Annotated in this window: 20 protein-coding genes, 1 riboswitch and 2 other annotated features; of the genes, 16 read left to right on the top strand and 4 right to left on the bottom strand. The window is 29.4% G+C overall.

Features of this window, described 5'->3' with window-relative positions:
- Window positions 1-17 precede the first annotated feature (17 nt).
- Window positions 18-1,193, bottom strand: a complete 1,176-nt coding sequence (locus tag I2E98_RS09975; protein WP_195468771.1) for a class I SAM-dependent rRNA methyltransferase — start codon at window positions 1,191-1,193, stop codon at window positions 18-20.
- Window positions 1,194-1,339: 146 nt separating this feature from the next.
- Between I2E98_RS09975 and I2E98_RS09970 the strand changes: the two genes are divergently transcribed.
- Complete coding sequence (locus tag I2E98_RS09970; RefSeq protein ID WP_195468770.1) at window positions 1,340-1,600, top strand: GIY-YIG nuclease family protein; 261 nt, start codon at window positions 1,340-1,342, stop codon at window positions 1,598-1,600.
- Window positions 1,601-1,728: 128 nt separating this feature from the next.
- Here the strand turns inward: I2E98_RS09970 and I2E98_RS09965 are convergent, their stop codons facing one another.
- Entirely contained in the window at window positions 1,729-1,941 is a 213-nt protein-coding gene (locus I2E98_RS09965) for a (2Fe-2S)-binding protein (protein WP_195468769.1), read from the bottom strand.
- 291 nt (window positions 1,942-2,232) lie between these two features.
- Window positions 2,233-2,478, top strand: a binding site (T-box leader).
- A gap of 163 nt (window positions 2,479-2,641) precedes the next feature.
- On the opposite strand from I2E98_RS09965, the gene ileS reads away from it, so the two are divergent.
- Both ileS and I2E98_RS09955 read left to right on the top strand, forming a co-directional pair.
- Window positions 2,642-5,752, top strand: a complete 3,111-nt coding sequence (gene ileS / locus I2E98_RS09960; protein WP_195468768.1) for an isoleucine--tRNA ligase — start codon at window positions 2,642-2,644, stop codon at window positions 5,750-5,752.
- Between the two features lie 175 nt (window positions 5,753-5,927).
- A complete protein-coding gene (locus I2E98_RS09955; protein ID WP_195468767.1) occupies window positions 5,928-6,926 on the top strand; it encodes a LacI family DNA-binding transcriptional regulator in 999 nt (332 codons plus the stop codon).
- A 282-nt stretch (window positions 6,927-7,208) separates the two neighbouring features.
- Here the strand turns inward: I2E98_RS09955 and I2E98_RS09950 are convergent, their stop codons facing one another.
- Window positions 7,209-7,394 carry a hypothetical protein gene (locus tag I2E98_RS09950; RefSeq protein WP_195468766.1) on the bottom strand — a complete coding sequence of 62 codons (186 nt, stop codon included), beginning with the start codon at window positions 7,392-7,394 and terminating at the stop codon, window positions 7,209-7,211.
- A 208-nt stretch (window positions 7,395-7,602) separates the two neighbouring features.
- On the opposite strand from I2E98_RS09950, the gene I2E98_RS09945 reads away from it, so the two are divergent.
- From I2E98_RS09945 to I2E98_RS09925, 5 genes are all read left to right on the top strand, one after another.
- On the top strand, window positions 7,603-8,178 hold the full coding sequence (locus tag I2E98_RS09945; protein WP_195468765.1) for a nucleoside recognition domain-containing protein: 576 nt from the start codon (window positions 7,603-7,605) through the stop codon (window positions 8,176-8,178).
- An 18-nt stretch (window positions 8,179-8,196) separates the two neighbouring features.
- Complete coding sequence (locus I2E98_RS09940) at window positions 8,197-8,721, top strand: nucleoside recognition domain-containing protein (protein ID WP_195468764.1); 525 nt, start codon at window positions 8,197-8,199, stop codon at window positions 8,719-8,721.
- Between the two features lie 411 nt (window positions 8,722-9,132).
- Window positions 9,133-9,573, top strand: coding sequence for an ACT domain-containing protein (locus I2E98_RS09935; protein WP_347708027.1), 441 nt, complete (start codon window positions 9,133-9,135; stop codon window positions 9,571-9,573).
- Window positions 9,574-9,613: 40 nt separating this feature from the next.
- Window positions 9,614-10,870, top strand: coding sequence for an aminopeptidase P family protein (locus tag I2E98_RS09930; protein ID WP_195468762.1), 1,257 nt, complete (start codon window positions 9,614-9,616; stop codon window positions 10,868-10,870).
- Between the two features lie 85 nt (window positions 10,871-10,955).
- Window positions 10,956-11,130, top strand: a riboswitch (Lysine riboswitch).
- A 123-nt stretch (window positions 11,131-11,253) separates the two neighbouring features.
- Window positions 11,254-12,969 carry a Na+/H+ antiporter NhaC family protein gene (locus tag I2E98_RS09925; RefSeq protein ID WP_347708026.1) on the top strand — a complete coding sequence of 572 codons (1,716 nt, stop codon included), beginning with the start codon at window positions 11,254-11,256 and terminating at the stop codon, window positions 12,967-12,969.
- 193 nt (window positions 12,970-13,162) lie between these two features.
- Here the strand turns inward: I2E98_RS09925 and I2E98_RS09920 are convergent, their stop codons facing one another.
- Window positions 13,163-13,660 (bottom strand): aromatic acid exporter family protein, encoded by a 498-nt coding sequence (locus I2E98_RS09920; protein WP_195468761.1) that lies wholly within the window; start codon window positions 13,658-13,660, stop codon window positions 13,163-13,165.
- Window positions 13,661-13,907: 247 nt separating this feature from the next.
- Window positions 13,908-14,144 (top strand) — a binding site (T-box leader).
- Window positions 14,145-14,283: 139 nt separating this feature from the next.
- Between I2E98_RS09920 and metG (I2E98_RS09915) the strand changes: the two genes are divergently transcribed.
- From metG (I2E98_RS09915) to I2E98_RS09880, 8 genes are all read left to right on the top strand, one after another.
- Window positions 14,284-16,227, top strand: a complete 1,944-nt coding sequence (gene metG / locus I2E98_RS09915) for a methionine--tRNA ligase (RefSeq protein ID WP_195468760.1) — start codon at window positions 14,284-14,286, stop codon at window positions 16,225-16,227.
- A gap of 239 nt (window positions 16,228-16,466) precedes the next feature.
- Window positions 16,467-18,095: a methionine--tRNA ligase gene (gene metG / locus I2E98_RS09910; RefSeq protein ID WP_195468759.1), complete on the top strand. Its 1,629-nt coding sequence runs from the start codon at window positions 16,467-16,469 to the stop codon at window positions 18,093-18,095.
- Window positions 18,096-18,460: 365 nt separating this feature from the next.
- Window positions 18,461-19,246, top strand: a complete 786-nt coding sequence (locus I2E98_RS09905) for a TatD family hydrolase (RefSeq protein ID WP_195468758.1) — start codon at window positions 18,461-18,463, stop codon at window positions 19,244-19,246.
- A 227-nt stretch (window positions 19,247-19,473) separates the two neighbouring features.
- Window positions 19,474-20,523 carry a G5 and 3D domain-containing protein gene (locus tag I2E98_RS09900; RefSeq protein ID WP_195468757.1) on the top strand — a complete coding sequence of 350 codons (1,050 nt, stop codon included), beginning with the start codon at window positions 19,474-19,476 and terminating at the stop codon, window positions 20,521-20,523.
- Between the two features lie 247 nt (window positions 20,524-20,770).
- The gene (gene rnmV, locus I2E98_RS09895) at window positions 20,771-21,325 is read left to right on the top strand and encodes a ribonuclease M5 (RefSeq protein WP_195468756.1); all 555 of its coding nucleotides are present in this window, start codon (window positions 20,771-20,773) and stop codon (window positions 21,323-21,325) included.
- Entirely contained in the window at window positions 21,326-22,168 is an 843-nt protein-coding gene (gene rsmA, locus I2E98_RS09890) for a 16S rRNA (adenine(1518)-N(6)/adenine(1519)-N(6))-dimethyltransferase RsmA (protein ID WP_195468755.1), read from the top strand.
- A 97-nt stretch (window positions 22,169-22,265) separates the two neighbouring features.
- Window positions 22,266-23,465 carry a hypothetical protein gene (locus I2E98_RS09885; protein WP_195468754.1) on the top strand — a complete coding sequence of 400 codons (1,200 nt, stop codon included), beginning with the start codon at window positions 22,266-22,268 and terminating at the stop codon, window positions 23,463-23,465.
- Window positions 23,466-23,622: 157 nt separating this feature from the next.
- The gene (locus tag I2E98_RS09880) at window positions 23,623-24,447 is read left to right on the top strand and encodes a hypothetical protein (RefSeq protein ID WP_195468753.1); all 825 of its coding nucleotides are present in this window, start codon (window positions 23,623-23,625) and stop codon (window positions 24,445-24,447) included.
- The last annotated feature ends 75 nt before the right edge of the window (window positions 24,448-24,522 follow it).

The raw sequence follows: 24,522 nt of genomic DNA, 5'->3' as shown, positions 1-24,522 counted from the left end.
TTAGTTATCAAAAGCCTTTATACTACTTGGAATATAAAGAATTTTAAGTAGTATGATTCATCTGAATTCCAAAGAATTGGATGGTCTGAGCTTTGAGTTCTAACTTCAATTTGTCTTAAAGTTCTTCTAGCATCATGAGCAGCTTCAAGAACAGTTTTCTTTAATTGTTCTTCACTCATATAATGAGAGCATGAGCATGTAGCAAAGTAACCACCTGGCTTAACCATTTTTAAACCTCTAAGATTAATTTCTTTATAACCTCTAATTGCAGCATTAACAGTGTTTCTAGATTTAGTGAATGCTGGTGGATCTAGAATAACAACATCATATTGTTTACCTTCTCTTGACCAATCTCCAAGAACATCAAATGCGTTATGACATTCAAATTTAACAACATCTTGTAAATTATTTAATTCAGCATTTCTTGTAGCACAATCTACAGCATGTTGAGATACATCGATTCCAAGAACTGATTTTGCTCCAGCGATTCCGGCATTTAAAGCAAATGAACCAGTATGAGTAAAGCAATCTAAAACATCTTTACCTTTACAAATTCTATGCATAGCAGCTCTGTTTTCTTTTTGGTCTAAAAAGAATCCAGTTTTTTGCCCATTTTCTAAATCAACTATGTATTTAACTCCATTTTCAATAATTTCAATATCAGTATCAAATGGTTCAGTTAAGAAGCCTTTAGTTTGTTCTAAACCTTCAATTTCTCTAGTTTTTATGTCACTTCTTTCATAAACACCTTTAGCGCCGTATTCTTCAACTAGTATTTTTACTATTAAATCTCTATATTTATCCATTCCTAATGTAGATATTTGAATTACATAGTAATCTTCAAATTTATCAACAGTTAATCCAGGTAAGAAATCGGCTTCTCCAAATATAAATCTGCATGATGATGTATCGATAACAGTTTTTCTATAATCCCATGCAGCAGCAAATCTTTTCTTAAAGAATTCTTCATCTATTTCTTCATTAATATCTCTTGTCATTATTCTAATTGTTATCTTACTTCTATCATTAATATAACCTTTACCAATGAAATGATTTTTGTGGTTATATACCTCAACTATATCTCCATTTTCATAGTCACCATCATATTCATTTATTTCATCTATGTATATCCAAGGACGACCTTGTTCAGCTCTTTTGTTCTTTCCCTTATGTAAGAAAAATTTACTAATCATCATTTACATCTCCTTATCTTAAATCTTATACGATTATAACATAACTATTAAATAACAGTACAAAATTTAATTTATGAAAAGAGGGAAATTTATTTATGTTAGATATATAATATATATTAAGAAGTTTATAGATAGGTAGATTGAATATGAATTATGTATATATATTAAGATGTAATGATGATAGTTTATACACAGGATGGACAAACAATCTAGAAAAAAGAATAAAAGCACATTCTGAAGGAAAAGGAGCAAAATATACAAAAGCTAGATTACCAGTTGAATTAGTTTATTTTGAAGAATTTGAAGATAAGATAGAAGCTATGAAAAGAGAGTATGCAATTAAACAGTTAAAAAGAAGTGAAAAATTAATGCTAATAAATAAATGTAGTAAAGTGGATGAAGCTTGAAGCTTACACTGCTAAAGGTGAACTAGTAATTTAAAACTACTAGTTCACCTTAAATTTTGCAATAAAAAACCACTTACATTGTAAGTGGTTTAAATCGTTAAACTTATAGGGGAGTTTTGGATTGGGTATTATTTTGAATAATCCTTAATTAAATCCTGAATCTTTGATTTACATCTAAATCCATGACAACTGCCAGTACATGCACCGGTTACTTTAGAAACTTCTTCTACGGTATGGGCACCATTTTTAATAGCTTCTTTAATTTTTGCCTTAGATATAGACTTGCAGGTACAAACTTTTGTTATTTTATCAAGGATATCAGTGTTTAAATTATTTTCCATAACGGATCCTCCAAAATACAAAGATATTAGGAAACACAAAAATTAATTATTAGGTAAATTAATTTCTGAGTAATACGTTTCAACACCTATATTAAATCATAGTATACTAAAATAGTCAACATTAAATATTAAATAATAATAACTATTATTTAATGGAAATTATTACAGTAATATTATTAGTATTATTGCATAATTAATACCTTAAAATATTAAATTTAGTAATAAAAAAATTAATTATAAAATTTTGGATGCAATTGACAAATCATAATTAGTTAATATATAATAAATTCATTAAAGACTATGATTAGGATAAGTACTTTAGTTTATTCTTTTAAGAGAGTGACTGGTTGGTGTGAAGTCATAAGATAACTTAAGGAAAATCACCTAGGAGTTTGAGGCTGAAAGTTTTTTTACGATTAAGTTATCACGTTAGCCCGCGTTAAGGGATAGGATATGAAAGTATCTGAATTATGACTCATAGTATAATTATGGGTTTATTAACCTTAGGTGGTATAGCGAATTCACTTCGTCCTTTTGGGATGAAGTTTTTTTTATTTAAGTGATCTTCCAAATTTTAATTTGGTAAGGAGAACTTACTCATTCCACGATAGGAGAAGGAGTTTCATTAAATAAAGAATTAAAATATGTCTTTAAGATAATAATTTTAATAATCAATAAACGTAGAGAAAGGAGAATTCTTATGTACAAAAAAGTAGAATTACCAAATGGTTTTGTTGGTCTTGAAAAAGAAGTAGCAAATCTTTGGACTGCAAGAAATGTTATAAAAAAGAATTTTGATATGAATCAAGATGGTGAATACTTCACTTTCTATGATGGGCCACCAACAGCAAATGGTAGACCACACGTTGGACACGTGTTAACAAGAGTTATGAAGGATATTATCCCAAGATACAAAGTTATGAAGGGATATAAAGTTATAAGAAAAGCTGGATGGGATACTCACGGTCTTCCTGTAGAACTTGAAATAGAAAAGAAGCTTGGTATTTCAGGTAAGGAGCAAATCGAAGAGTACGGTGTAGAAAAGTTCGTTAAAGAATGTAAAGAAAGCGTATTTACCTATGTAAGTATGTGGGAAAAAATGACTAATCAAATTGGTTATTGGGTTGATATGGAAAATCCATATGTAACTTATCACAACCCATATATTGAATCAGTTTGGTGGGCATTAAAACAAATGTGGGATAAAGGCCTTTTATATGAAGGACATAAAGTAATGCCATACTGCCCAAGATGTGGTACTGCATTATCATCTCATGAAGTTGCACAAGGATATAAAGACGTTAAGGATTTAACTTGTGTTGCTAAATTTAAGGTTGAAGGAGAAGACAACAAGTACATATTAGCTTGGACAACAACTCCTTGGACATTACCTTCAAACTTAGCTTTATGTATAAACAAAGCTTATACATATATAGAAGTAAAAGTTGGAGATGAAATATTAATATTAGCTAAAGACTTAGCTGATAAAGTTTTAGGAGAAGACTATGAAATAGTTAGAGAATTCCCTGGAACTGAACTTTTAGGAACTAAATATGAGCAATTAATGCCTTTCGGTAAAGTAGAAGGAAAAGCATTCGAAGTAATTCACGGTGATTATGTTACTTTATCAGATGGTACTGGTATAGTTCATATAGCACCTGCATATGGTGAAGATGATAGTTTAGTAGCTAAGGCTAATGGAATTACTTTCATAAACTTAGTTGATAGAGAAGGTAGATTCGTAGAAGAAGTTACTCCATGGGCTGGAAAGTTCGTTAAAAAGTGCGATGAAAGCATTTGTAAGTGGTTAGAAGAAAATAATAAATTATTTAAATCTGAAAAGCACTTACACTCATATCCACACTGTTGGAGATGTGACACACCACTTCTTTACTATCCAAAAGAAAGCTGGTTTGTTGCAATGACTACTCTAAGAGATAAGCTTTTAGAAAATAACAATAAAATTAATTGGTATCCTGATAACATTAGAACTGGTAGATTTGGTAAGTTCTTAGAAAATGTTATCGACTGGGGTATTTCAAGAGATAGATATTGGGGAACTCCACTTCCAATTTGGAATTGTGAATGCGGACATAAAGAATGTATAGGAAGTATTGCAGAACTTAAAGAAAAGGGAATTAATGTTCCAGAAGATATCGAATTACACAAACCATATATAGATAATGTTCATTTAAAATGTGAAAAATGTGGTAAGGAAATGACTAGAACTGGTGAAGTTATTGACTGTTGGTTCGATTCAGGTTCAATGCCATTCGCACAATTACATTATCCATTTGAAAATAAAGAATTATTTGAACAAAACTATCCAGCTCAATTTATATCAGAAGCTGTTGACCAAACAAGAGGATGGTTCTATACTTTATTAGCAATATCAACTGCTATATTTGATAGAAATCCATTTGAAAACTGTATAGTTTTAGGTCACGTTCTTGACAAGAAGGGCTTAAAGATGTCAAAATCTAAAGGAAATGTTGTAGATCCATTTGATGTATTAGATGCACAAGGTGCTGATGCAACAAGATGGCACTTCTATACTGCAAGTGCTCCATGGTTACCAACAAGATTCTCTATAGATGACGTTGGAGAAGCCGGAAGAAAATTCATGGGGACATTATGGAATGTTTATTCATTCTACGTGTTATATGCTGAATTAGATCAATTTAATCCATTAAAGTATAATGATTTCGTATCAGAAAATGTAATGGATAAATGGGTTATGTCAAAACTTAATACATTAGTTAAAGATGTTGACTCTATGTTAAACTCATACCAAATAACTCAAGCAGCATTAGCTATTGAAGATTTTACAGATGAATTATCTAACTGGTATGTAAGAAGAAATAGAGGAAGATATTGGTCTGAAGAATTAACTGATGATAAGATAGGTGCTTATGTAACTTTATACAAAGTATTAACAACTTTAATTAAAGTAGCAGCTCCATTTGTTCCATTTATAACAGAAAACATTTATCAAAACTTAGTAGTTGGATTAGATGAAAATGCTCCAGAAAGCATTCACTTATGTAGCTGGCCAGAAGTTAATGAAAATGCTATAGATAAGAACTTAGAAAAAGAAATGGACTTAGCTTATACAATAGTTAAGCTTGGAAGAAGTGCAAGAAATGGTGCTAACATTAAGAATAGACAGCCACTTTCTAAGATGCTAGTTTCTACAGATTCACTTCCAGAATATTATGGAGAAATAATAACAGATGAGTTAAATATAAAAGCAGTTGAATTTGGTGCTGACCTTTCTACTCATGTTAACTTTGAAATTAAGCCAAACCTACCAGTGTTAGGAAGAGCTTATGGTAAGTTAATACCTGGAATAAGAAGAGAAATAGCAGCAAGAAATCAAATGGAATTAGCTCAAACTATTCAAAATGGTGGAGTTGTTGTTATTAATGTTGATGGAACAGAAATTGAATTAAATAAGGAAAACTTATTAGTTACTATGCAAGGGTTAGAGGGTTATGCATTTGCTGGTGAAGGTTCAATTGGTGTTGTTTTAGATACTCATATTTCTGAAGAGCTTAGAGAAGAAGGTCACTTAAGAGAAATAATTTCTAAGATTCAAAATATGAGAAAAGATAAAGGGTTTGAGGTTGCAGACAAGATTAAATTATATGTAGCAGATAACGAAATGCTATTAGATGTAATTAAAAAGTTTGCTGAGGTTATTAAGAAGGAAACCTTAACCCAAGAAATAGTTTACAATGAGGAAGCTAATTATACTGAAACAGTTATAAATGGTGAAAAGCTAAATATGACTGTAGAAGTTATTAAATAATTATAGCTTTATTACAGAGGGTAGGGATTAAGTAATAATTCCTACCCTTTTTTCAAACACTAATATTATAGTTTAAATTATGAATTATTAAGCGTAAAAAGTAAGCAAACTCATTGTATTAATTAGGAAAAAAAGGTATAATTAATAATTAAAATGAAAATGGAGTGATGTTGATATGGCTACTTCTATAAAAGATGTTGCTAGGGAAGCTGGCGTTTCAATAGCTACGGTATCTAGAGTATTAAATGATATAGATGTTGTTAATGAAGATACTAAAAAAAAGGTATTAGATGCTATTAAAAAGTTAGGATATAGACCAAACATTGTAGCGAGAAGTTTAAAGACACAAAGAACAAAAACCGTTGGAATATTAGTTCCTGATATTTCAAGTGGATTCTATCCAGAGATAGTTAGAGGAGCAGAGGATGTTGCAAATATTTATGATTATAATGTGATATTATGTAACTCAGATTTTGACTATGATAAGGAAAAAGATTACTTAAGAGTGCTTAAGGAAAAGATGGTTGATGGTGTTATCTATATGAGTTCTTGTTTAGAAGAAGAAACTCTAGATATAATAAATGAATTAGATTTAAAAACAGTTCTTGCAGAGTCTAAGGATAAAGAAGGTAGATTACCAAGTGTAATTATTGATAATATACAAGCATCATATGATGCAACAAAGAGTTTAATTAATAACGGATTAAAGAATATTGCTTTTGTTGGTATTAACAAAGGTGCTGCTAATGCTTGGGGAGAAAGACATAAGGGTTATGAAAAGGCATTAGAAGAAAGTGGTCTTTCTATTGATGAAGATTTAGAATTCTTTAAAGATTTGAAAGTTAAGAGTGGATATAAAGCCGTTGAAAGCTTCTTAGCTACTGGTAAAAAGTTTGATGGAGTAGTATGTTCATCTGATGAAATTGCCATTGGTGTAATTAATGCGTTAAGAGAAAATGGTATAAAAGTTCCTGAAGATGTAAGTGTAATAGGATTTAATGATAATGCTGTTGCATCTTATTTCTATCCTAAAATAACTACAGTTAAGCAACCAAGTTATGATATGGGATCAGTTGCAATGAGAATGCTTATTAAAATATTAAATAATAAACCGTTAGAACAAGATCAATATGTGTTAAATTATAAGTTAATACAAAGAGAAAGCTCTAAATAGGCAATTAACTATCTTTAATTTTCTTTTAAATTAAAGATAGTTAATTTTTTTACAAAAATATGTTGAAATAATAGGAAAAAAATGATACAATTGAAATTGTTTGATAACGTTTACCAATGGCGGTTATTTCTAAATTGGGTACACAATCAATTAGGTATAGGTAATATTATTGGGAATTTGAGGATTAGGGTATAAAGGTAGTTATCAAAGCATCATAAAATAATTGCTACGTTAGTAAGTAGAATAAAAGAGGATAGATTAACTATCCTCTTTTTTCTATTATTAAAGTATTCCTTCAGTCTTTAATAAGTTTTCTAATTTTTGTACTTTTTCTGTTAAAGTCATAAATTTTTCTTTTATTATATTATTTTTTTCATTTCCTTCACTAATACAGTTTTCCATTTCTTCTACAGTTTTTAATGCATCATCAATATCTTTTTGAGCTAATTTTAAGTTTGATTCTTTCATAGACGTATCTCCTTTGTTAGGTAAATAAAAAATATAAAAAACACTTTCTTATAAATACGAAGGTATACCCTCGGTGTAACATAAACTTACTAAATTAATATTTATAGTTTTTCAGTTAAACTTATGTTGATATCTTTATCCTATCACTAATAAATAGGCGTTGCAAGGCATATATTGTAAAGAAAAAATAAATAGGGGGAAATAGAAAATGATTAACTATATATGGTTTGTAATGATTTTTCTGGGATTAGTGGTTGGAATATTTACTGGAAATGGTGAAGGTATTTCTAATGCAATAATAGGTTCTATTGATACTACAGTTACATTTATTATAGGACTTGTCGGATTAATGTGTTTTTGGTGTGGGGTTATGAAAGTTGCACAAAATAGTGGATTTACAGAAAAATTAGCTAAGCTTATGAAACCTATATTAAAACTTATATTTAAAGATGCAGCTAAAGATGAAAAGGCTCTAGGAGCTATAGTTATGAACATAACAGCAAATATGATGGGGCTTGGAAATGCAGCAACACCTTTTGGAATTAAAGCTATGGAAGAAATGGATAGATTAAATACTGAAAAAGGTGTAGCTAGTAATGATATGGCTTTATTTCTAGTGTTAAATGCTGCTTGTATTCAGTTAGTTCCATCAACAGTATTATCTATAAGAGCAGCAGCAGGTTCTTCAAATCCAGGATCAATAATACTTCCAGCAATAATATCAACTGGTATAGCAGCAATTGTTGGTGTTATTTGCTGTAAAATTTTACAAAGATATTTTTAGAATTATGGGGGTACTAATATGTTTAGCTATATAACTAAAAGTATTATTCCTATAATAGTTTTAATTATTATAACTTATGGAATGATAAAAGGTAGAAAGGTATATGATTGGTTTATTGAAGGAGCAAAGGAAGGTTTAAATGTATGTTTGAATATTTTTCCGTATCTTTTAGCTATGATAATAGCTGTACAAATATTTAGAGAGGCTAATCTTTTAGATATGTTAAATAATGCAATTGCGCCACTTTGTAGGCTAATAGATTTGCCTAAAGAGGTTGTTCCGTTAGTCTTAATTAAACCTCTTTCCGGTAGTGGGGCAGTAGGGATTTTTACGGATATTTTAAAAAATTATGGTGCTGATTCAGCTATAGGTTTAGTAGCTTCAGTAATCATGGGAACTACAGAGACAATATTTTATACTGTAACTGTATACTTTGGAGCAGTTAAAATAAAGAAAACACGTCATACAGTCTGGGCAGCAATTATGGCAGATATGACTGCCATTATTATGGCAATATTAATGGTAAAAGTTTTAATACTGTAATAGTTGAATTCTATTGTTCATCACGTGAGAAGAAAAAATTAATGATATAACCTCTAGGAATGGTGTAACTTACTCCTCTGAGCGATAGCGAAGAGTGAGTTTCCTTTTAAAAGAACGCACCTTCTCCTTTCGTCGAATATGTAAGTTCGATTAACAAAATTAAAATTTTGAATCTCACTTAAGGGAACGAAGTGACTTTCGAAGCTTTAGCAATTTTTATTGAAAGAAAGATATAAATTCTTAACGAAAATTACACAAATTCTGGAGATAATATCATTAATTTTCGCCATCACGGTATCTTAAGCTTTAACGAATAAATTAGAATTAAGGGGATAATATGTAAAAATTTTAATGCACTGTAAAGAGTTTGGTTGTATAATATTACTAAAATGAATCGAATGGAGAATGATTATGGGGGAAGACAGGTTTTACATTGTAAATGAAAGATCATTACCAGAGATATTTAAAAAGGTAATTGAGGTAAAGGAGAATATTGAACTTGGCAATGCAAAAGATATAAGTGAAGCTATAAAATTAGTTGGAATTAGTAGAAGTACATATTATAAATATAAAGATGACGTATTTCCGATGGCGCAAGATATGCAATCTAAGAAGGTAACTTTAATATTGTTAATGACACATACGTCTGGTACTTTATCTAAAGTGTTAGATTGTATTGCATTTTATAAAGGCAATATATTAACTATAAATCAAGATATTCCAATTAATTTATCGGCTAATGTCACAGTTACCATTGATATTTCTCATATGGAGAAAAGCGTTAGTCAATTAGCAGCAAGGTTAAACTCTTTACCCAATGTTAGAAATGTTAAATTATTAGCAGCAGAATAATAAAAAGTAATCCTAAAATATTATAAAAGGAGATAGGGCTATGAATCAAAATATTTATAAAGTAAACAGAGATAATCTTTTAAATAAGATTAAAGATAATTCAATTGTAATTTTATTTGCTGGAAAAGCAATTCAAAAAACTGGAGATCAAACTTATCCATTTACTCCAAATAGAAATTTTTATTATTTAACAGGAATAAAAGAAGAAGAACATATATTAGTTATGTCAAAAATTAATGGAATAAAATCTTCTAAGCTTTACGTAAAAGATATTGATTTAGAATTAGAAAAATGGATTGGAAAGAGCATTAGAAAAGAAGAGGCTAGTGAGCTTACAGCAGTGGATGAAGTTAAATTTAAGAGTCAGTTTGATGGGGATATTCATGGAATGATTACTATGAAGGAAGAAGTAAATCTTTATTTAGACTTAGAAAGAATGAGTGCAAATAGAGAAGGAACTATTTCTCATAAATTTGCTAATGAAATAGTAAGCAAGTATCCTCAGGTTAGAATAAATAACGTTTATAGTAAGATTGGTGAGTTAAGATTAAAGAAATCACAAGAGGAAGTAGAAAAAATTAAAAAGGCTATTGAAATAACTAAAAGTGGTATTGAAAGATTAATGACTGAAGCACGTGTTGGAATGAAGGAATATGAATTAGAAGCATATTTTGATTTTAATTGTAAAGTTAAAGGTGCAACAGGCTTAGCTTTTACAACAATAGCTGCAGCAGGAAAAAATGCTACAACATTACATTATGTTGATAATAATTCAGAGCTTAAGGAAAATGATTTAATTCTTTTTGACTTAGGTGCAGAATATAATTGTTACAATGCTGATATATCAAGAACTTTCCCTGTTAATGGTAAGTTTACTGAAAGACAAAAGGAAGTTTATAATTCTGTTTTAAAAGTAAATGAAGAAATTATTAAATTAATTAAACCAGGTGTTAAATATAAAGATGTAAATGATAAAGCAACAGATTTAATAGCTGAAGAATGTATAAAGCTTGGCCTTATTACAGATAAGAAAGATGTTAGAAAGTATTATTATCATAGCATAGGTCATAGTTTAGGCATGGATACTCATGATATTGAGACGCCACATAGAGATATAACTTTTGAGCCAGGAGTTATATTTACTGTTGAACCTGGAATATATATTGAAGAAGAAGGTATAGGAATTAGAATAGAAGATGATATATTAGTAACAGAAGATGGAGTTATTAATTTATCAAGTGATATAATAAAAAGTGTAGATGAAATTGAAGAATTTATGAAAAAAGTTCAAAAGTAATAAAAGTTTAGAAAAGTTATAAAATGGTATTGCAAATACAATAAATTGATTATATAATCGAATTATTATAAAACAAAAGTGAATAACTTAGGGTAGAGGCGCGAAAGTTAATAGTATTATTGATGAGAAAAGCACTGTGATTCAATAAGAAAGGAGCAATCGCCGAAGCATACAACTGATGCTTTAAGGTTGTATAGCTGGGAGTGTATAAAATATATGCACTACTGTCACAAAGTATTTTGTGGTGAGCTATCATTTGAGACTTGTATTTTTATATTATTTTTAGTACATACAAGACCTTGAGTGTTAACTCAAGGTCTTTTTTTGTTAGTTTGGGGTATCCTTATTATTCACTTTTAAAATTAATTAGGGGGGAAATAAAAGTGAAAAAAAGAAGTTTTAAAGTTTTATTACTTACAATGTTAGTATTTATCTTTTCAACTACAGTTGCATTTGCAGCAGAAGTTGAGCCAGCAGCGGTGAATGCGGATAAGTTTGGAATATGGACATTAATTCCACCAATAGTTGCCATAGTATTGGCATTTATAACAAAAAACGTGGTTATTTCGCTATTCATAGGTATTTTATCAGGTAGTTTTCTAGTTAGTCTTGCTGGACATAATGTATTTGGTGCATTTATACAAGCTTTTCTAGACTTTGTAAATAGAGCATTGAATTCTCTTGCAGATCCATGGAATGCAGGTATAGTTCTTCAAGTACTTGCTATTGGAGGAGTTATTAATTTAGTTGCTAAAATGGGTGGTGCAAAGGCAATAGCAGAAGCATTAGCTAAAAAAGCTAAGACTGTAAAAAGTACTCAGTTAACAACCTGGCTTTTAGGTTTATGTGTATTCTTTGATGATTATGCAAATTCATTAATAGTTGGTCCAATAATGAGACCAGTAGCAGATAAAATGAAGATATCAAGAGAAAGATTAGCATTTATAATAGATGCTACAGCAGCTCCAGTAGCGGGACTAGCTATTATATCAACTTGGATTGGTCTAGAAGTAAGTTTAATTGGAGATGGTTTTAATTCAATTGGAGTTGAAGCAAGTGGGTTTGGAGTATTCCTTCAAACAATACCTTATAGATTTTATAATATATTAATTCTAGCATTTATAGTAATAACAGCTTTAACTTTAAAAGAGTTTGGACCAATGAGAAAAGCTGAGGTTGCAGCAAGAAATAAGAACAAATCTCTTAAAGATGAAATTGCAGTTGAAGCATCAGCTGAAATGGATGAATTAGAACCAAAAGAAGGTGTTAAGCTTAGTATATGGAATGCTATTATTCCAATCGGGGCATTAATAATTTCAGCATTAGTAGCATTTTATTATAGTGGATACAGTACAATAATTGGTGGAGATCCATCAGCAGCTCAAGAAATTATGATGAGTTCACCATTTTCATTTAAAGGTATAATGGAAGCATTTGCTGCTTCAGATGCTTCTGTAGCATTATTCCAATCAGCATTATTTGCTTCAGTAGTTGCTATTTTAATGGGGGTTGTTAAAAAGATATTCACTTTAAGTGAAGCTATTGAAGTTTGGGTTGATGGAATGAAAGGATTAATAATAACTGGTGTTATATTAATACTAGCTTGGTCATTAGGATCAGTAATTAAAGAACTTGGAACTGCATATTACTTAGTTGAGGTATTAAAAGGGGCAATACCAGCATTCTTATTACCAAGTTTAATATTTATTTTAGGGGCAGTAATTTCATTCTCTACAGGAACTGCATATGGAACAATGAGTATATTAATGCCATTAGCAATTCCATTAGCACATTCAATAAATCCAGATATGTCATTTGTAGTAGTTTGTACAAGTGCTGTGTTAACAGGAGCTATTTTTGGTGATCATTGTTCACCAATATCTGATACAACTATACTTTCTTCAATGGGAGCTGGATGTAATCACATTGAACATGTTAAGACTCAAATGTGGTATTCATTATTTGTTGCAGCAGTAACTATATTATTTGGATATATTCCATCAGGATTTGGAGTTCCAATATATGTAGTATTACCACTTTCATTAATTGCGTTATATGTAGGGGTTCAAATATTCGGTAAGAAGGTTGAAGAAGCTTAAGCAATAAGAAAATAAAATAAAAAGGGCTAAATTAAAAGGTTGTGCGAAAGCACAACCTTTTTACAGTTAAGAGTTATAAGTTAGGAGTTAATAGTTAAGGAATAAAGTCAGCTTGGGGTGACTTTGGAAAATCTATGTTTTTTAGAAATTGCGATAGCAGTTTCTTTCTTAACTACTAACTTAACACCACTGACTATTTATGTGGTGGTGGTGTTATTAGCTTGTTCACTAATATTGAAATTACTATGCCAAGTAATGTTTCTATTATTCTATTAGTGGCATAAAATAAAGGATCACTATAAGCGTGAGCTGTAGTAACTCCAAGAAATACTATGCAAGTTATGTTTATAGCACCTGGTCTTTTTAGAATATTACATAAATAAATCATGAAAATAATTCCAGATGAAATAATAATATATATTACTAATTTTGCTATGTATTGATTTGGTATATGAATTTCTAATGATCTAAATAAGTAAAGAAATATTAAACCAAAACTAGCCCCTATTATGGTTCCTGCCCCTCTATTTATTCCCATATGAATCGAGTTATAAACAGTGTCTTGTAAACAAATTACAGCTGTAAGGCAGGCAAAAAAAGGTTCGTTAGGTAAAAGTAATAAACATAAGAAAACAGCTATACCTGATTTTATTGTCCTAAGTCCAATCTTAGGAATTTTAAAATTATCCATAATTAAGCCTCCTATCCTTATGATATTATATATAATAACTAACTAAATTTCATTATTATACATAATATTTTTAGTATAAAATTAATAAATTAATAGATATAATAGCAGTATAAAATATGGATATTTAATAAGTTTTAAATAGTAGTTAGTTGGAGATAATAAAAGAAAAGAAGATAATTTTATTAGAAGTTTAAATTTGATCTTTAACTTATTGACAGTTTTTACATTTTAGAATATTATAAAACTAATAAATGCATAGAAGAGAAGAGTAGTTTAGGAATATATCTACAGAGAGCTAGGTATGGTGAAAACTAGTGATATTGAACTTTATGAAGATGGTCTTGGAGCAGATTATCTGAGCTTTGATAGTTAGGATAATACGGTAGCAACCGTTATATTGCAAGGTGATGATAGTCACCTAGTGAGATATTTATTGTGAAATAAATATAAAATAGAGTGGTAACGCGTATATAACGTCTCTATATGGGTATATAAGCCTATATAGAGGCTTTTTTTAGTTAAGAGTTTATGGTAAAAATAAGTAAGCTGATTTTAAATTAATATTTTCAATTTATACTATTAACTTTTACATATAAATAATGGAGAAAGTAGGAGGAAGAAAAATGACAAAGAAACCGTACTATATAACTACGCCAATTTATTATCCATCAACTAAATTACACATCGGTAATACTTATACAACAGTAGCAGCAGATGCTTTAGCTAGATTTAAAAGATTAAATGGATACGATGTAATGTTCTTAACAGGAACTGACGAGCATGGTCAAAAAATACAAAGAATAGCTGAAGAAAAAGGAATAACTCCAAAGGAGCATGTTGATGAAATAGTTGCAGGTATTAAAGAACTATGGAGTATGATGGACATAAGCTATGATAAATTCATAAGAACAACTGACGATTATCATAAGAAAACTGTTCAAAAAATATTTAAGCAATTATATGATCAAGGAGATATATATAAATCTTCATATGAAGGATTATACTGTACTCCATGTGAGTCTTTCTGGACTGAAACTCAATTAGTAAATGGAAATTGTCCAGACTGTGGAAGACCAGTTGAAAAATCAAAGGAAGAAGCTTACTTCTTTAGAATGAGCAAATATGCTGATAGATTAATGGAGTATATTGAAGCTCATCCAGAATTTATTCAACCAGAATCAAGAAAAAATGAAATGGTTAATAACTTCTTAAAACCAGGATTACAAGATCTTTGTGTATCAAGAACTAGCTTCAATTGGGGAGTTCCTGTAACATTTGATGAAGGTCATGTAGTTTATGTTTGGATAGATGCATTATCAAACTATATATCTGCTTTAGGATATGGAAGTGATAATGATGAGTTATACAAGAAGTATTGGCCTGCAGATGTTCATTTAATAGGTAAGGATATATTAAGATTCCACACTATTTACTGGCCAATTATGTTAATGGCATTAGGTGAAGAGTTACCAAAGCAAGTATTTGGGCATGGATGGTTACTTGTTGATGGTGGAAAGATGTCAAAATCAAAAGGAAATGTTGTTGACCCAGTAGTTTTAGTAGATAAATTTGGTGTTGACGCAGTTAGATACTATTTATTAAGAGAAATTCCTTTTGGAGCGGATGGATTATTTAATAATGAAATATTCATAAAGAAAATTAACTCAGATCTTTGTAACGATCTTGGTAACTTATTATCAAGAACAGTAGCAATGATTGAAAAGTACTTTGGTGGAGTGATACCAGCACCAACAGCTAAAGAAGATATTGATAATGAATTAATAAGTTTAGCTTTAGAAACTCCAGTTAAGGTAACAAAAGCAATAGATAATTTAAGAATTCCAGAGGCGTTAGAAAATATATTTGAACTTATAGGAAGAGCAAATAAATATATTGATGAAACAACTCCTTGGATACTTGCTAAGGATGAAGAAAAGAAAGAAAGATTAGGTACAGTTTTATATAACTTAGCTGAAAGCTTAAGATTTGCGTCTGTATTATTATCTGCTTTCTTACCAAGTACAAGTGAAAAAATTAATGCTCAATTAAATATAACTACAACATCTTGGGATTCATTATCTGGATTTGATGGAACAACTCCAGGAACTGAAGTTAAAAAAGGTGAAGCTTTATTCCCAAGAATAGATGTAGCTAAGACTTTAGAAGAATTAGAAGCTATGAGATTAGCTCAATTAGAGGCTAATAAGCCAAAAGAAGAGTATAAAATGCAACCAATTAAAGAAGAAATAACTATTGAAGACTTTGAAAAAATAGATTTAAGAGTAGTTAAAGTATTAGAATGTGAACCTGTTAAAAAAGCTAAAAAATTATTAAAATTAAAAGTTGATTTAAATGGAGAAGAAAGACAGGTTATTTCAGGAATAGCAATGCACTATAAACCAGAAGAATTAGTTGGTAAATATGTAGTTTTAGTTGCAAACTTAAAACCTGTTACTCTAAGAGGAGAGTTATCACAAGGAATGATTTTAGCTGCAGCTACAGATGATGATAGCGTATTAAAGCTAGTAAATCCAGGTGAATTACAAACAGGAAGCGTTGTTAGATAAGTGAAGCTCTAAATCTTTGATTTAGTTAGCTGAACTTACACCTGCGACTGAAAGGAGTAGGGTGTTTCCTTATAAATTAAGAGTAACAAGCGAAGTAAGTTAAGAGTGATAAATTAAGCAATAAAGTTGCCTTAGGGCAACTCTTTAGAAAATATAAAAAAAGTCAGCTATGCTGACTTTTTTACTATAACTTGTTACTTGCCACTTACAACTTGTCACTGATTAAAGGGGGTTTTTTAATGAATATTATTATAGGTAATGCATGGCCATATGCAAATGGTCCGTTGCATTTAGGAAGAATTGCAGTTTTGTTGCCAGGAGATATTTTAGCAAGATATCATAGGATGATGGGAGATGAAGTTGTTTTTCTTTCAGGTACTGACTGTCATGGTACTCCTGTTACTATGAAAGCTAAGGAGGAAGGAATTACACCTTTAGAAGTTGTAGAAAAATATCATGCTGAATTTCAAAGATGTTTTGAATTATTAGGTTTTTCTTTTGATATTTTTGCTAAAACTCATTCAGAATATCATGAGGAAAAGGTAAAAGAGTTTATCTTAGAGCTATATAAAAAAGGATATATATATGAAAAGGTAGTAGAACAAACATTTTGTGAAAATTGCAATGAATATTTATCTGATAGATATATTATAGGTAGATGTCCTAAATGCGGAGAGGAAGCTACTGGTGATGGCTGTGAAAATTGTAATGGAGAATTTGACTCTAGTGAATTAATAGATATGAGATGTAAAAGCTGCAATTCTAAGCCTACATTAAAAGAAACAAAACATCTATTTTTTGCGTTATCTAAGTTCGAAAATGATGTTAAAAGATTGTATATAATACAGTGTGGATGGAGAGAAAATGCACAAAAAATATTAAAAAGATATTTAGATGAAGGATTAAGAGATAGAGCTGTAACACGAGACTTTAATTGGGGTGTAGATGTTCCATTAGAGGGTTATGAAGATAAAAAAATATTTGTTTGGATTGAAGCAGTTATGGGATATTTAACAGCTAGTATGAAATGCTTAGAGGAACGGGGAGAAGATTATAGGGAGTATTGGCAAGGAGAAGATTCAAGAATTTATTTTATTCATGGAAAAGATAATATTCCCTTTCATGCTGTAATATTCCCAGCTATACTTTCAGGACTTGGTATAAAAAAACCTAATTTACGTATAATATCAAGTGAATATTTAAAATTAGAAGGAAAAGCATTTTCTACTGTTAAAAATTGGGCTTTATGGGCGGATTATGTTTGTAATAAATATAATGTTGATAGCTTTAGATATTACTTAACTTTAAACTCGCCGGAAGATAAAGATACTGATTTTACTTGGAGAGAATATATAAATATCCATAATAATGATTTAGTTAATGAATTATCTAGTTTTATAAACAAGGTGTTAGTTTTTTCAAAGAAAAATTACTCTAATAGAATACCAAGTGGAAAGATGAACGAAAATTTAAAAAGTGATATATTAAATTTATATTTTAATATTGGAGATAAAATGGAAGAAGGTCATTTTAGTGAAGGCTTAATTGATATAATTAATTTATGTAAAAAAGGAAATAAATATTTTGAAAGTAATAAGGTCTGGGACTTATTAAGTCAAGATCCTTTAAAGTGTAAAGAGATTATATACAATTGCATTCAGATAATAGTTAATTTATCTAATTTACTATATCCATTTATGCCTAATACATGTGATAAAATAAAAGTTTCTTTAAATTTAGGAGAAGGAATTTGGAGTTTCACAGAAAAAAAAGAAGGTGTAATTAGGGAATGTAGTACTTTGTTTAATAAAATTGATAAAAAGAGAGCTACTGAAGAAATAATTAGATTAAAAGAAAAGAAAATTTAGAATAAAAAAAACCTAGAGTCATTTCATTTGGGGGACGAATAACTCTAGGAAACCAATTTAAAAAACAACTTCTTAACCACAATACATGGTGGAAGTTATATTTAAAAGATGGTTTTAGGGGTAAATAATAATGCTTTAACTACTTTACAAGTACTATAATAAACATTAATTGTGTCAGTTAGGTGTCAAAAATCTGAAGAAAATATTAACAATATATTTCGAAATCATAACTTAATTAATGAAATATAAGTATTTACCTTTGAGTAACTTGTTTATAACTTAACTTCAAAGGTAAATATTTTTTTTCTTTAATTTGATATAATAAATAATAAGAAAAATTTATTTTAAAAGAGGGAGAAAAGACAATGGAATTTAAATATGAAATTTTTGATACTCATTCACATTATGATGATGAGGCTTTTGACGAAGATAGAGAAGCTGTTTTTGAACAAATAAAGGATGCAGGGGTAATTGGTATATTAAATTGTGCATGTTCTAAAAAAAGTTTAAAAACTACAAATGAATTAACTTTAAAACATGATTTTATTTATGGAGCGCTTGGAATTCATCCTAGTGATGCAAATGATTATGATGAAAGCGTTAAGAATGAAATAATTAATTTATATAATAGTAATAAGAAAATTATAGCTATAGGTGAAATAGGATTAGATTATTATTGGGATGAGAATCCAGATAAGGAAATTCAAAAAAAAGTATTTAGAGAACAAATGAAATTGGCAGAAGAATTAGGATTGCCAGTAGTAATTCATGATAGAGATGCTCATAAGGATACATTAGAAATAATGAAGGATTTTCCCAATGTTAGAGGAACAGTACATTGTTTTTCAGGAAGCGTAGAATTTGCTAAGGAATGTGTTAAACTAGGTTACTATATTGGAATTACTGGAGTAGTTACTTTTAAAAATGCAAAGAAAATTTGTGAAGTTGTAAAAGAAATTCCACTTGAAAGATTATTAGTAGAAACTGACTGTCCATATATGGCTCCATCACCAAATAGAGGGAAAAGGAATAAATCCGATTATATTGCATATATAATAGAAAAAATAGCTGAGATAAAAGAAATTAGCTCAAAAGAGGTAAATTTGGCTGTAAATTACAATTTTCACAGCTTGATTCACAATAAGAAATAAAGTAAAATTAATATTAACAATTGTAAAAAAATAGAAAACATTTCAGTCTATACCTACAAAACTTCAAACTGTAAAAACGCCATTATTTTTTTATTTCAATTAATATTTATAGTGCATATAAATGCATTTTTAAGCAGTTTCATTAAAACAAGAGTGGAAAATTTGACAAAAATAAGAATTGTTTATATAATTCAATGGTCACTCTTGCCAGGGGAGGTTAAATGTAGATGATTGAAAAATGGAAAGAAAATTTAAAAAACAATTTTTCTAATAGTCCTAAGGCAAAAATAATGGTAGGTGTTATTGGAGTATTAATAATAGCATTAACGATAACATTTACATGTGTAAGAAAAAACATAGTAATAATTATAGACGGAAAAGAAGAAGCATATATAACATATAAAGGGACTGTTAAAGATGTACTTGAAGAGAATGAGATAGAAATAGCTCATAAGGATAAAGTACAACCAGCTTTAAATGAAAAAATATCATCAAAAGATGTTATTACAATTAAAAAGGCTGTAGAAGTAGAGATGGTAGTTGGTAACAAAACAATTGTTATAAAAACTGCTGAAGATACTGTGGAAGATATGATAGAAGCTGAAAAGGATGAACTAAGAGCCGAAGGAGTTGAATTTGTTGAAGGAGTTGATGAAATAACACCTTCATTAGATACTGAAATATCGGATAGTCTTACAATTCAATTAGTTAAAGTTGAAGTATTAAATGAGGTTGCTGTAGAAAGCATTGACTATGAAACAATAGTTGAGGAAGATGAAAACCTAGACATTAATACTGAAAATGTTAGACAAGCTGGTGAGGCAGGAGAAAAGGAAATAACTTATAAAGTTATTAAGAAGGATGGCGTTGAAGTATCTAGAGAAATAGTTCAATCTAAGGTTACAAAAGAACCTATAAATGAAATTATAGCTCAAGGAACTAGAAGAGTATTTGCTAGCAGAGATGGTGAAATGGAATATAGAGATGTAATCTATTGTGAAGCTACTGCTTATGCAGGAGATACTATAACTGCAACAGGAACAGTACCAACCTATAATCCAGGAGGAATAAGTACAATAGCAGTTGATCCAAGAGTGATACCACTAGGTTCGCTAGTTTACGTAGAGAATTACGGGAAAGCAATTGCTGCAGATACCGGTGGAGTTATAAAAGGAAAAATTATAGACGTATTCCTTAATTCAGAATCAGATTGTATATCATGGGGAAGAAAATATAACGTACCAGTATATATTTTAGCTTATCCAGGAGAATGGTAAAGTAAAAAAAGGCAATATCAAAACTTTAGTGTTTTGATATTGCCTTTTTGTTTTAAAAGATCTAGTTAAAAATTTATAAGAGATTACTACATAGTATAGTCAAAAATACGTTTTTATGAACCAAATATTATGAATTAATTTAGAAATTAAATTAAAACTATTAATTTATAACTAATTAAAGGTTTGACATAATAGAAATATGGGGATAAATTAATAAGAGATAATAGAGGAAAGGAAGAGAAGGCTTTTGATTAAAGAGGTTATAGTTGTTGAAGGAAAAGATGATGTAGCTGCGGTTAAAAAAGCAGTTGATGCGGAAATGATAGCTGTTGGTGGTTTCGGAATAAATGCAAAGATTATTTCAAGAATAAAGGAAGCACAAAAAAGAAAAGGTGTTATAGTTTTAACTGATCCAGATTTTGCTGGTGAAAAAATAAGAAAAATAATAGCAAAGAGGGTTCCTGGAATAAAGCATGCATATATTGCTCAAGAAGATGGAATTAAAGATGATGATATAGGTGTAGAAAATGCTACACCAGAAGTTATAATAGAAGCTTTAAATAGAGCAAAGGTTACTATTGAAGTAAAGGAAAATATCTTTGATTCACAAGATATGTTCTTCTTTAGATTAAATGGAGATCCAAATGCAAAGGAAAGAAGAATAAAACTTGGAAATAAATTGGGTATTGGTTATGGAAATGCAAATCAGATGTTATCTAGATTAAATAATTATGGCATCACAAAAGAAGAATTTATAGAGGCTATTAATTATGTTGATAAAGAGTTAGAAGGGAAGAAATAGATGGATATAAAAGATGTAAAAACAGCTGAGTTAGTTAAGAAATATAATTTCAAATTTTCAAAAAGCTTAGGACAAAACTTTTTAGTTGATGATTCTGTTCCTAGGGATATAGTTTCTGGTGCAGATGTTAATAAAGAGGATTTAGCTATAGAAATAGGACCTGGTGTTGGAACACTAACGGCTCAATTATTAAAAACTGCTAAGAGAGTAGTTGCAATAGAATTAGATAATGATTTAATTCCTATATTAGAACAAGAGTTAGGTGATAATCCTAATTTTACTCTTATACATAATGATGCCCTAAAAGTAGATTTTAATGAAATTATAGGTGATGAGAAGAGTGTGAAATTAGTTGCAAACTTACCTTACTATGTAACAACACCTATAATAGTTAAATTACTTAAAGAAGGTTATAATTTTAAATCATTAACAATAATGATTCAAAAAGAAGTTGCAGAAAGAATGAATGCAGAGCCAGGAAATAAGGATTATGGAGCATTATCTTTATTGGTTCAATATTACTGTAATACTAGTATAGTAAGAAGAGTTCCACCTAATTGCTTTATTCCTAGACCTAAGGTTGACTCAATTGTTATTAGACTTGATAAGTTAGATTCACCAAGAGTTAAAGTGAATAATGAAAAGTTATTCTTTGATATAATAAGAAATTCATTTAATATGAGAAGAAAAACTTTATGGAATGGTGTTAAGAGTATAGGACCTGCGAAGGAAAAGCTTGAAGAGGCATTTGAAAAAGCAGGAGTTGATCCGAAGAGAAGAGGAGAAACTTTATCTATACAAGAATTTGCAACGTTATCAAACTGTATTAACGAAATTTTATAATTTATTTATATGAATTCCTACTATTAAAATTAATAACATATTTCAATATATAGAACATATAATATATGGAATTAATATAAAGTGGGGGTTCTAGAGAATGGCAAGCAATAATAGGTTGTATAGAAACTTCGTAATATTACAGGAGGATGAACGTGGATACTCAAATTCTAGTGATAAAACATTATCTGGATATTCTAAGATAGAGGCAAAAGGAGATAAATGTAAAATATCTTTTTATGCCCAAAATCTTAAAAAGGATAATGATAATTATTATATGATGATTATTTGTTGTAAGAAAGATATGAAACAAATAGTTAACTTAGGCCCAATAGAAGTAACTGATACAGGTAAAGCTGAAGCAACAAAAGAATACAATGTATCAAATATTGGTGGCTTAGATATACAATTTGATAAAATATCTGGTACGGCTATAGCAAAAGTTAAAGATGGAATACCTGTATTTGTAATGTGTGGTTTCTTAAATGGACAGCAACCATCTGAAAACTGGAAAAATTATACCGTAATTAAGGCTAAGGAAGTTAGGGCAAGAGCAATAGAGAAGGTTGCAGAAAAAGAACATAAAAAAGAGCCAAGAAAGCCAGAAATTAAGATGGAAAAGCCTAAAGATAAAGCTATAGAAAATACTGTTGTAGAAGCGGAAATTGTTGAAGAGCCAATTGTAGAAAAGACTGAAAGAGTTGAAGAAGAGGATTCTAAAGAAGTAATTGAAGTAGAATCAGAAGTTGAAGTGGAAGCAGAAGTTGAAAGTCTCAAAGAAGCTAAAGAAAAATATTTCCGAAGGGAAAATTTGAGAGGCAAATTTGAAGATTATGAAGATGAAATAGAGGCTAGTAAGGAATTTGATCCTGTTAGTAGCAAGATAAGAGGTAGTATAGGAGAATATTTTGAATCAATCGTAGAAGGATTCGATAGGGATTACGATAGTATAGATGAGCTAAAATATACTAAGTGGTATAAAATACCCGTACATGATTTACATGAAATGTGCAATATGTCAAATTACAACAAGTATACACTAGCTTATTATCCAATGTTAAATTACTATCCTTATATAAAGAAGTATGGATATTTTATGCTTGGGTATAAATGTGATTCGCAAGGGAATCTAAAACATATAATTTATGCAATTCCAGGGAAAAAAGATAAGGATGAACAACCTTATGATGGAAGAACTGGCTTTGTTACATGGGTTAACTTAAGTGGCAAGGATAAGGATGGTTGTTGGTTAATGTTTTACGATTTTAAAAATTCTACTGTTGTTGTTCCAATGAAATAGTAGAATTTTAGATGAAAACATATGTTGAACTAAAGGTAAATATAAGATAATAGAGAAAGTAAATTGCTAATATTGGAATAAAGTATTATAATTATCTTTATTAGGAGAAGCATAAGCTTCTCCTATTATTTTAGTATAAAAGTAAAAGGAGAAACGAATGTTAAGAGTATTAAAAAGACATATCTTACTGGGAGTTTTAATAATAGGTATTTTGAATTTCTCTGGATGTACAGCAATAGAAGGTATAGAGAAAAAGTTAGGTTTAAAAAATGATTATTTTGATTATTTAAATTCAAATGATGTAGAGCAAATAAGTATACAGAGTACTAGGGATACAGGATTTAAGTTTATAGTAACTGATGAAAGTGCAATTAAGGAAATGTCTAATCTATTATCAAAGGCCAAAATAAGCGAAAATAAGTCAACTTTAGATCCAGATTATAAGTTCGAGTTTGATTTAGGGGATGAGGTAAAAGAATTTTATTATGTTGTAGGAACTGATGAGGGGAATTTTTATAATGACGAAAATACATTTTCAGTTTCAAAAAGGTTAGATGAGGGAATTATAAAAAATCTTTCATTTATAAGAAAACCTAGAGATTTTGATTATATATATTATCAATCTATTTTAGATGTATTACAAACTGCTAGTAAAAATAGTGATATTAATGATTGTAAGGTTGGTATTAATATAAAGGGAGATGTAGATTGCTTAAAGTATGTATTTTCTACTGATTTAATTACGTTTATGGGAAAAGCAAAACAAATTGTACCAAATGTAGAATTGGTAAATAATAACGAGGGCGATTTTGATGTTGTATTTACTGTTAAAAATAGAGGATATGATAGTACTAATTTTAAGACATTAATTACGGTAGCTAATAAGAAAGAAAATACAGAAAGCAAATATTATGTTGTAGCAGTTAATGAGTTTAAAGAATGGAATATAGATATATTAGAAAGTAAGCCTGATAATTGGTAAAAATAAAAAAGTTTTTTCAACTTACATAACATATTAGAATTTTGGAAAGAATAGTATTGAAATTTGTTAAAGGGG

It is taken from the genome of Clostridium sp. D43t1_170807_H7, from assembly GCF_015555905.1.
Classification (GTDB): Bacteria; Bacillota; Clostridia; order Clostridiales; family Clostridiaceae; genus Clostridium.
Note: the sequence above shows the minus strand (reverse complement) of the source record. Positions and strands in the feature narration are given on the sequence as shown.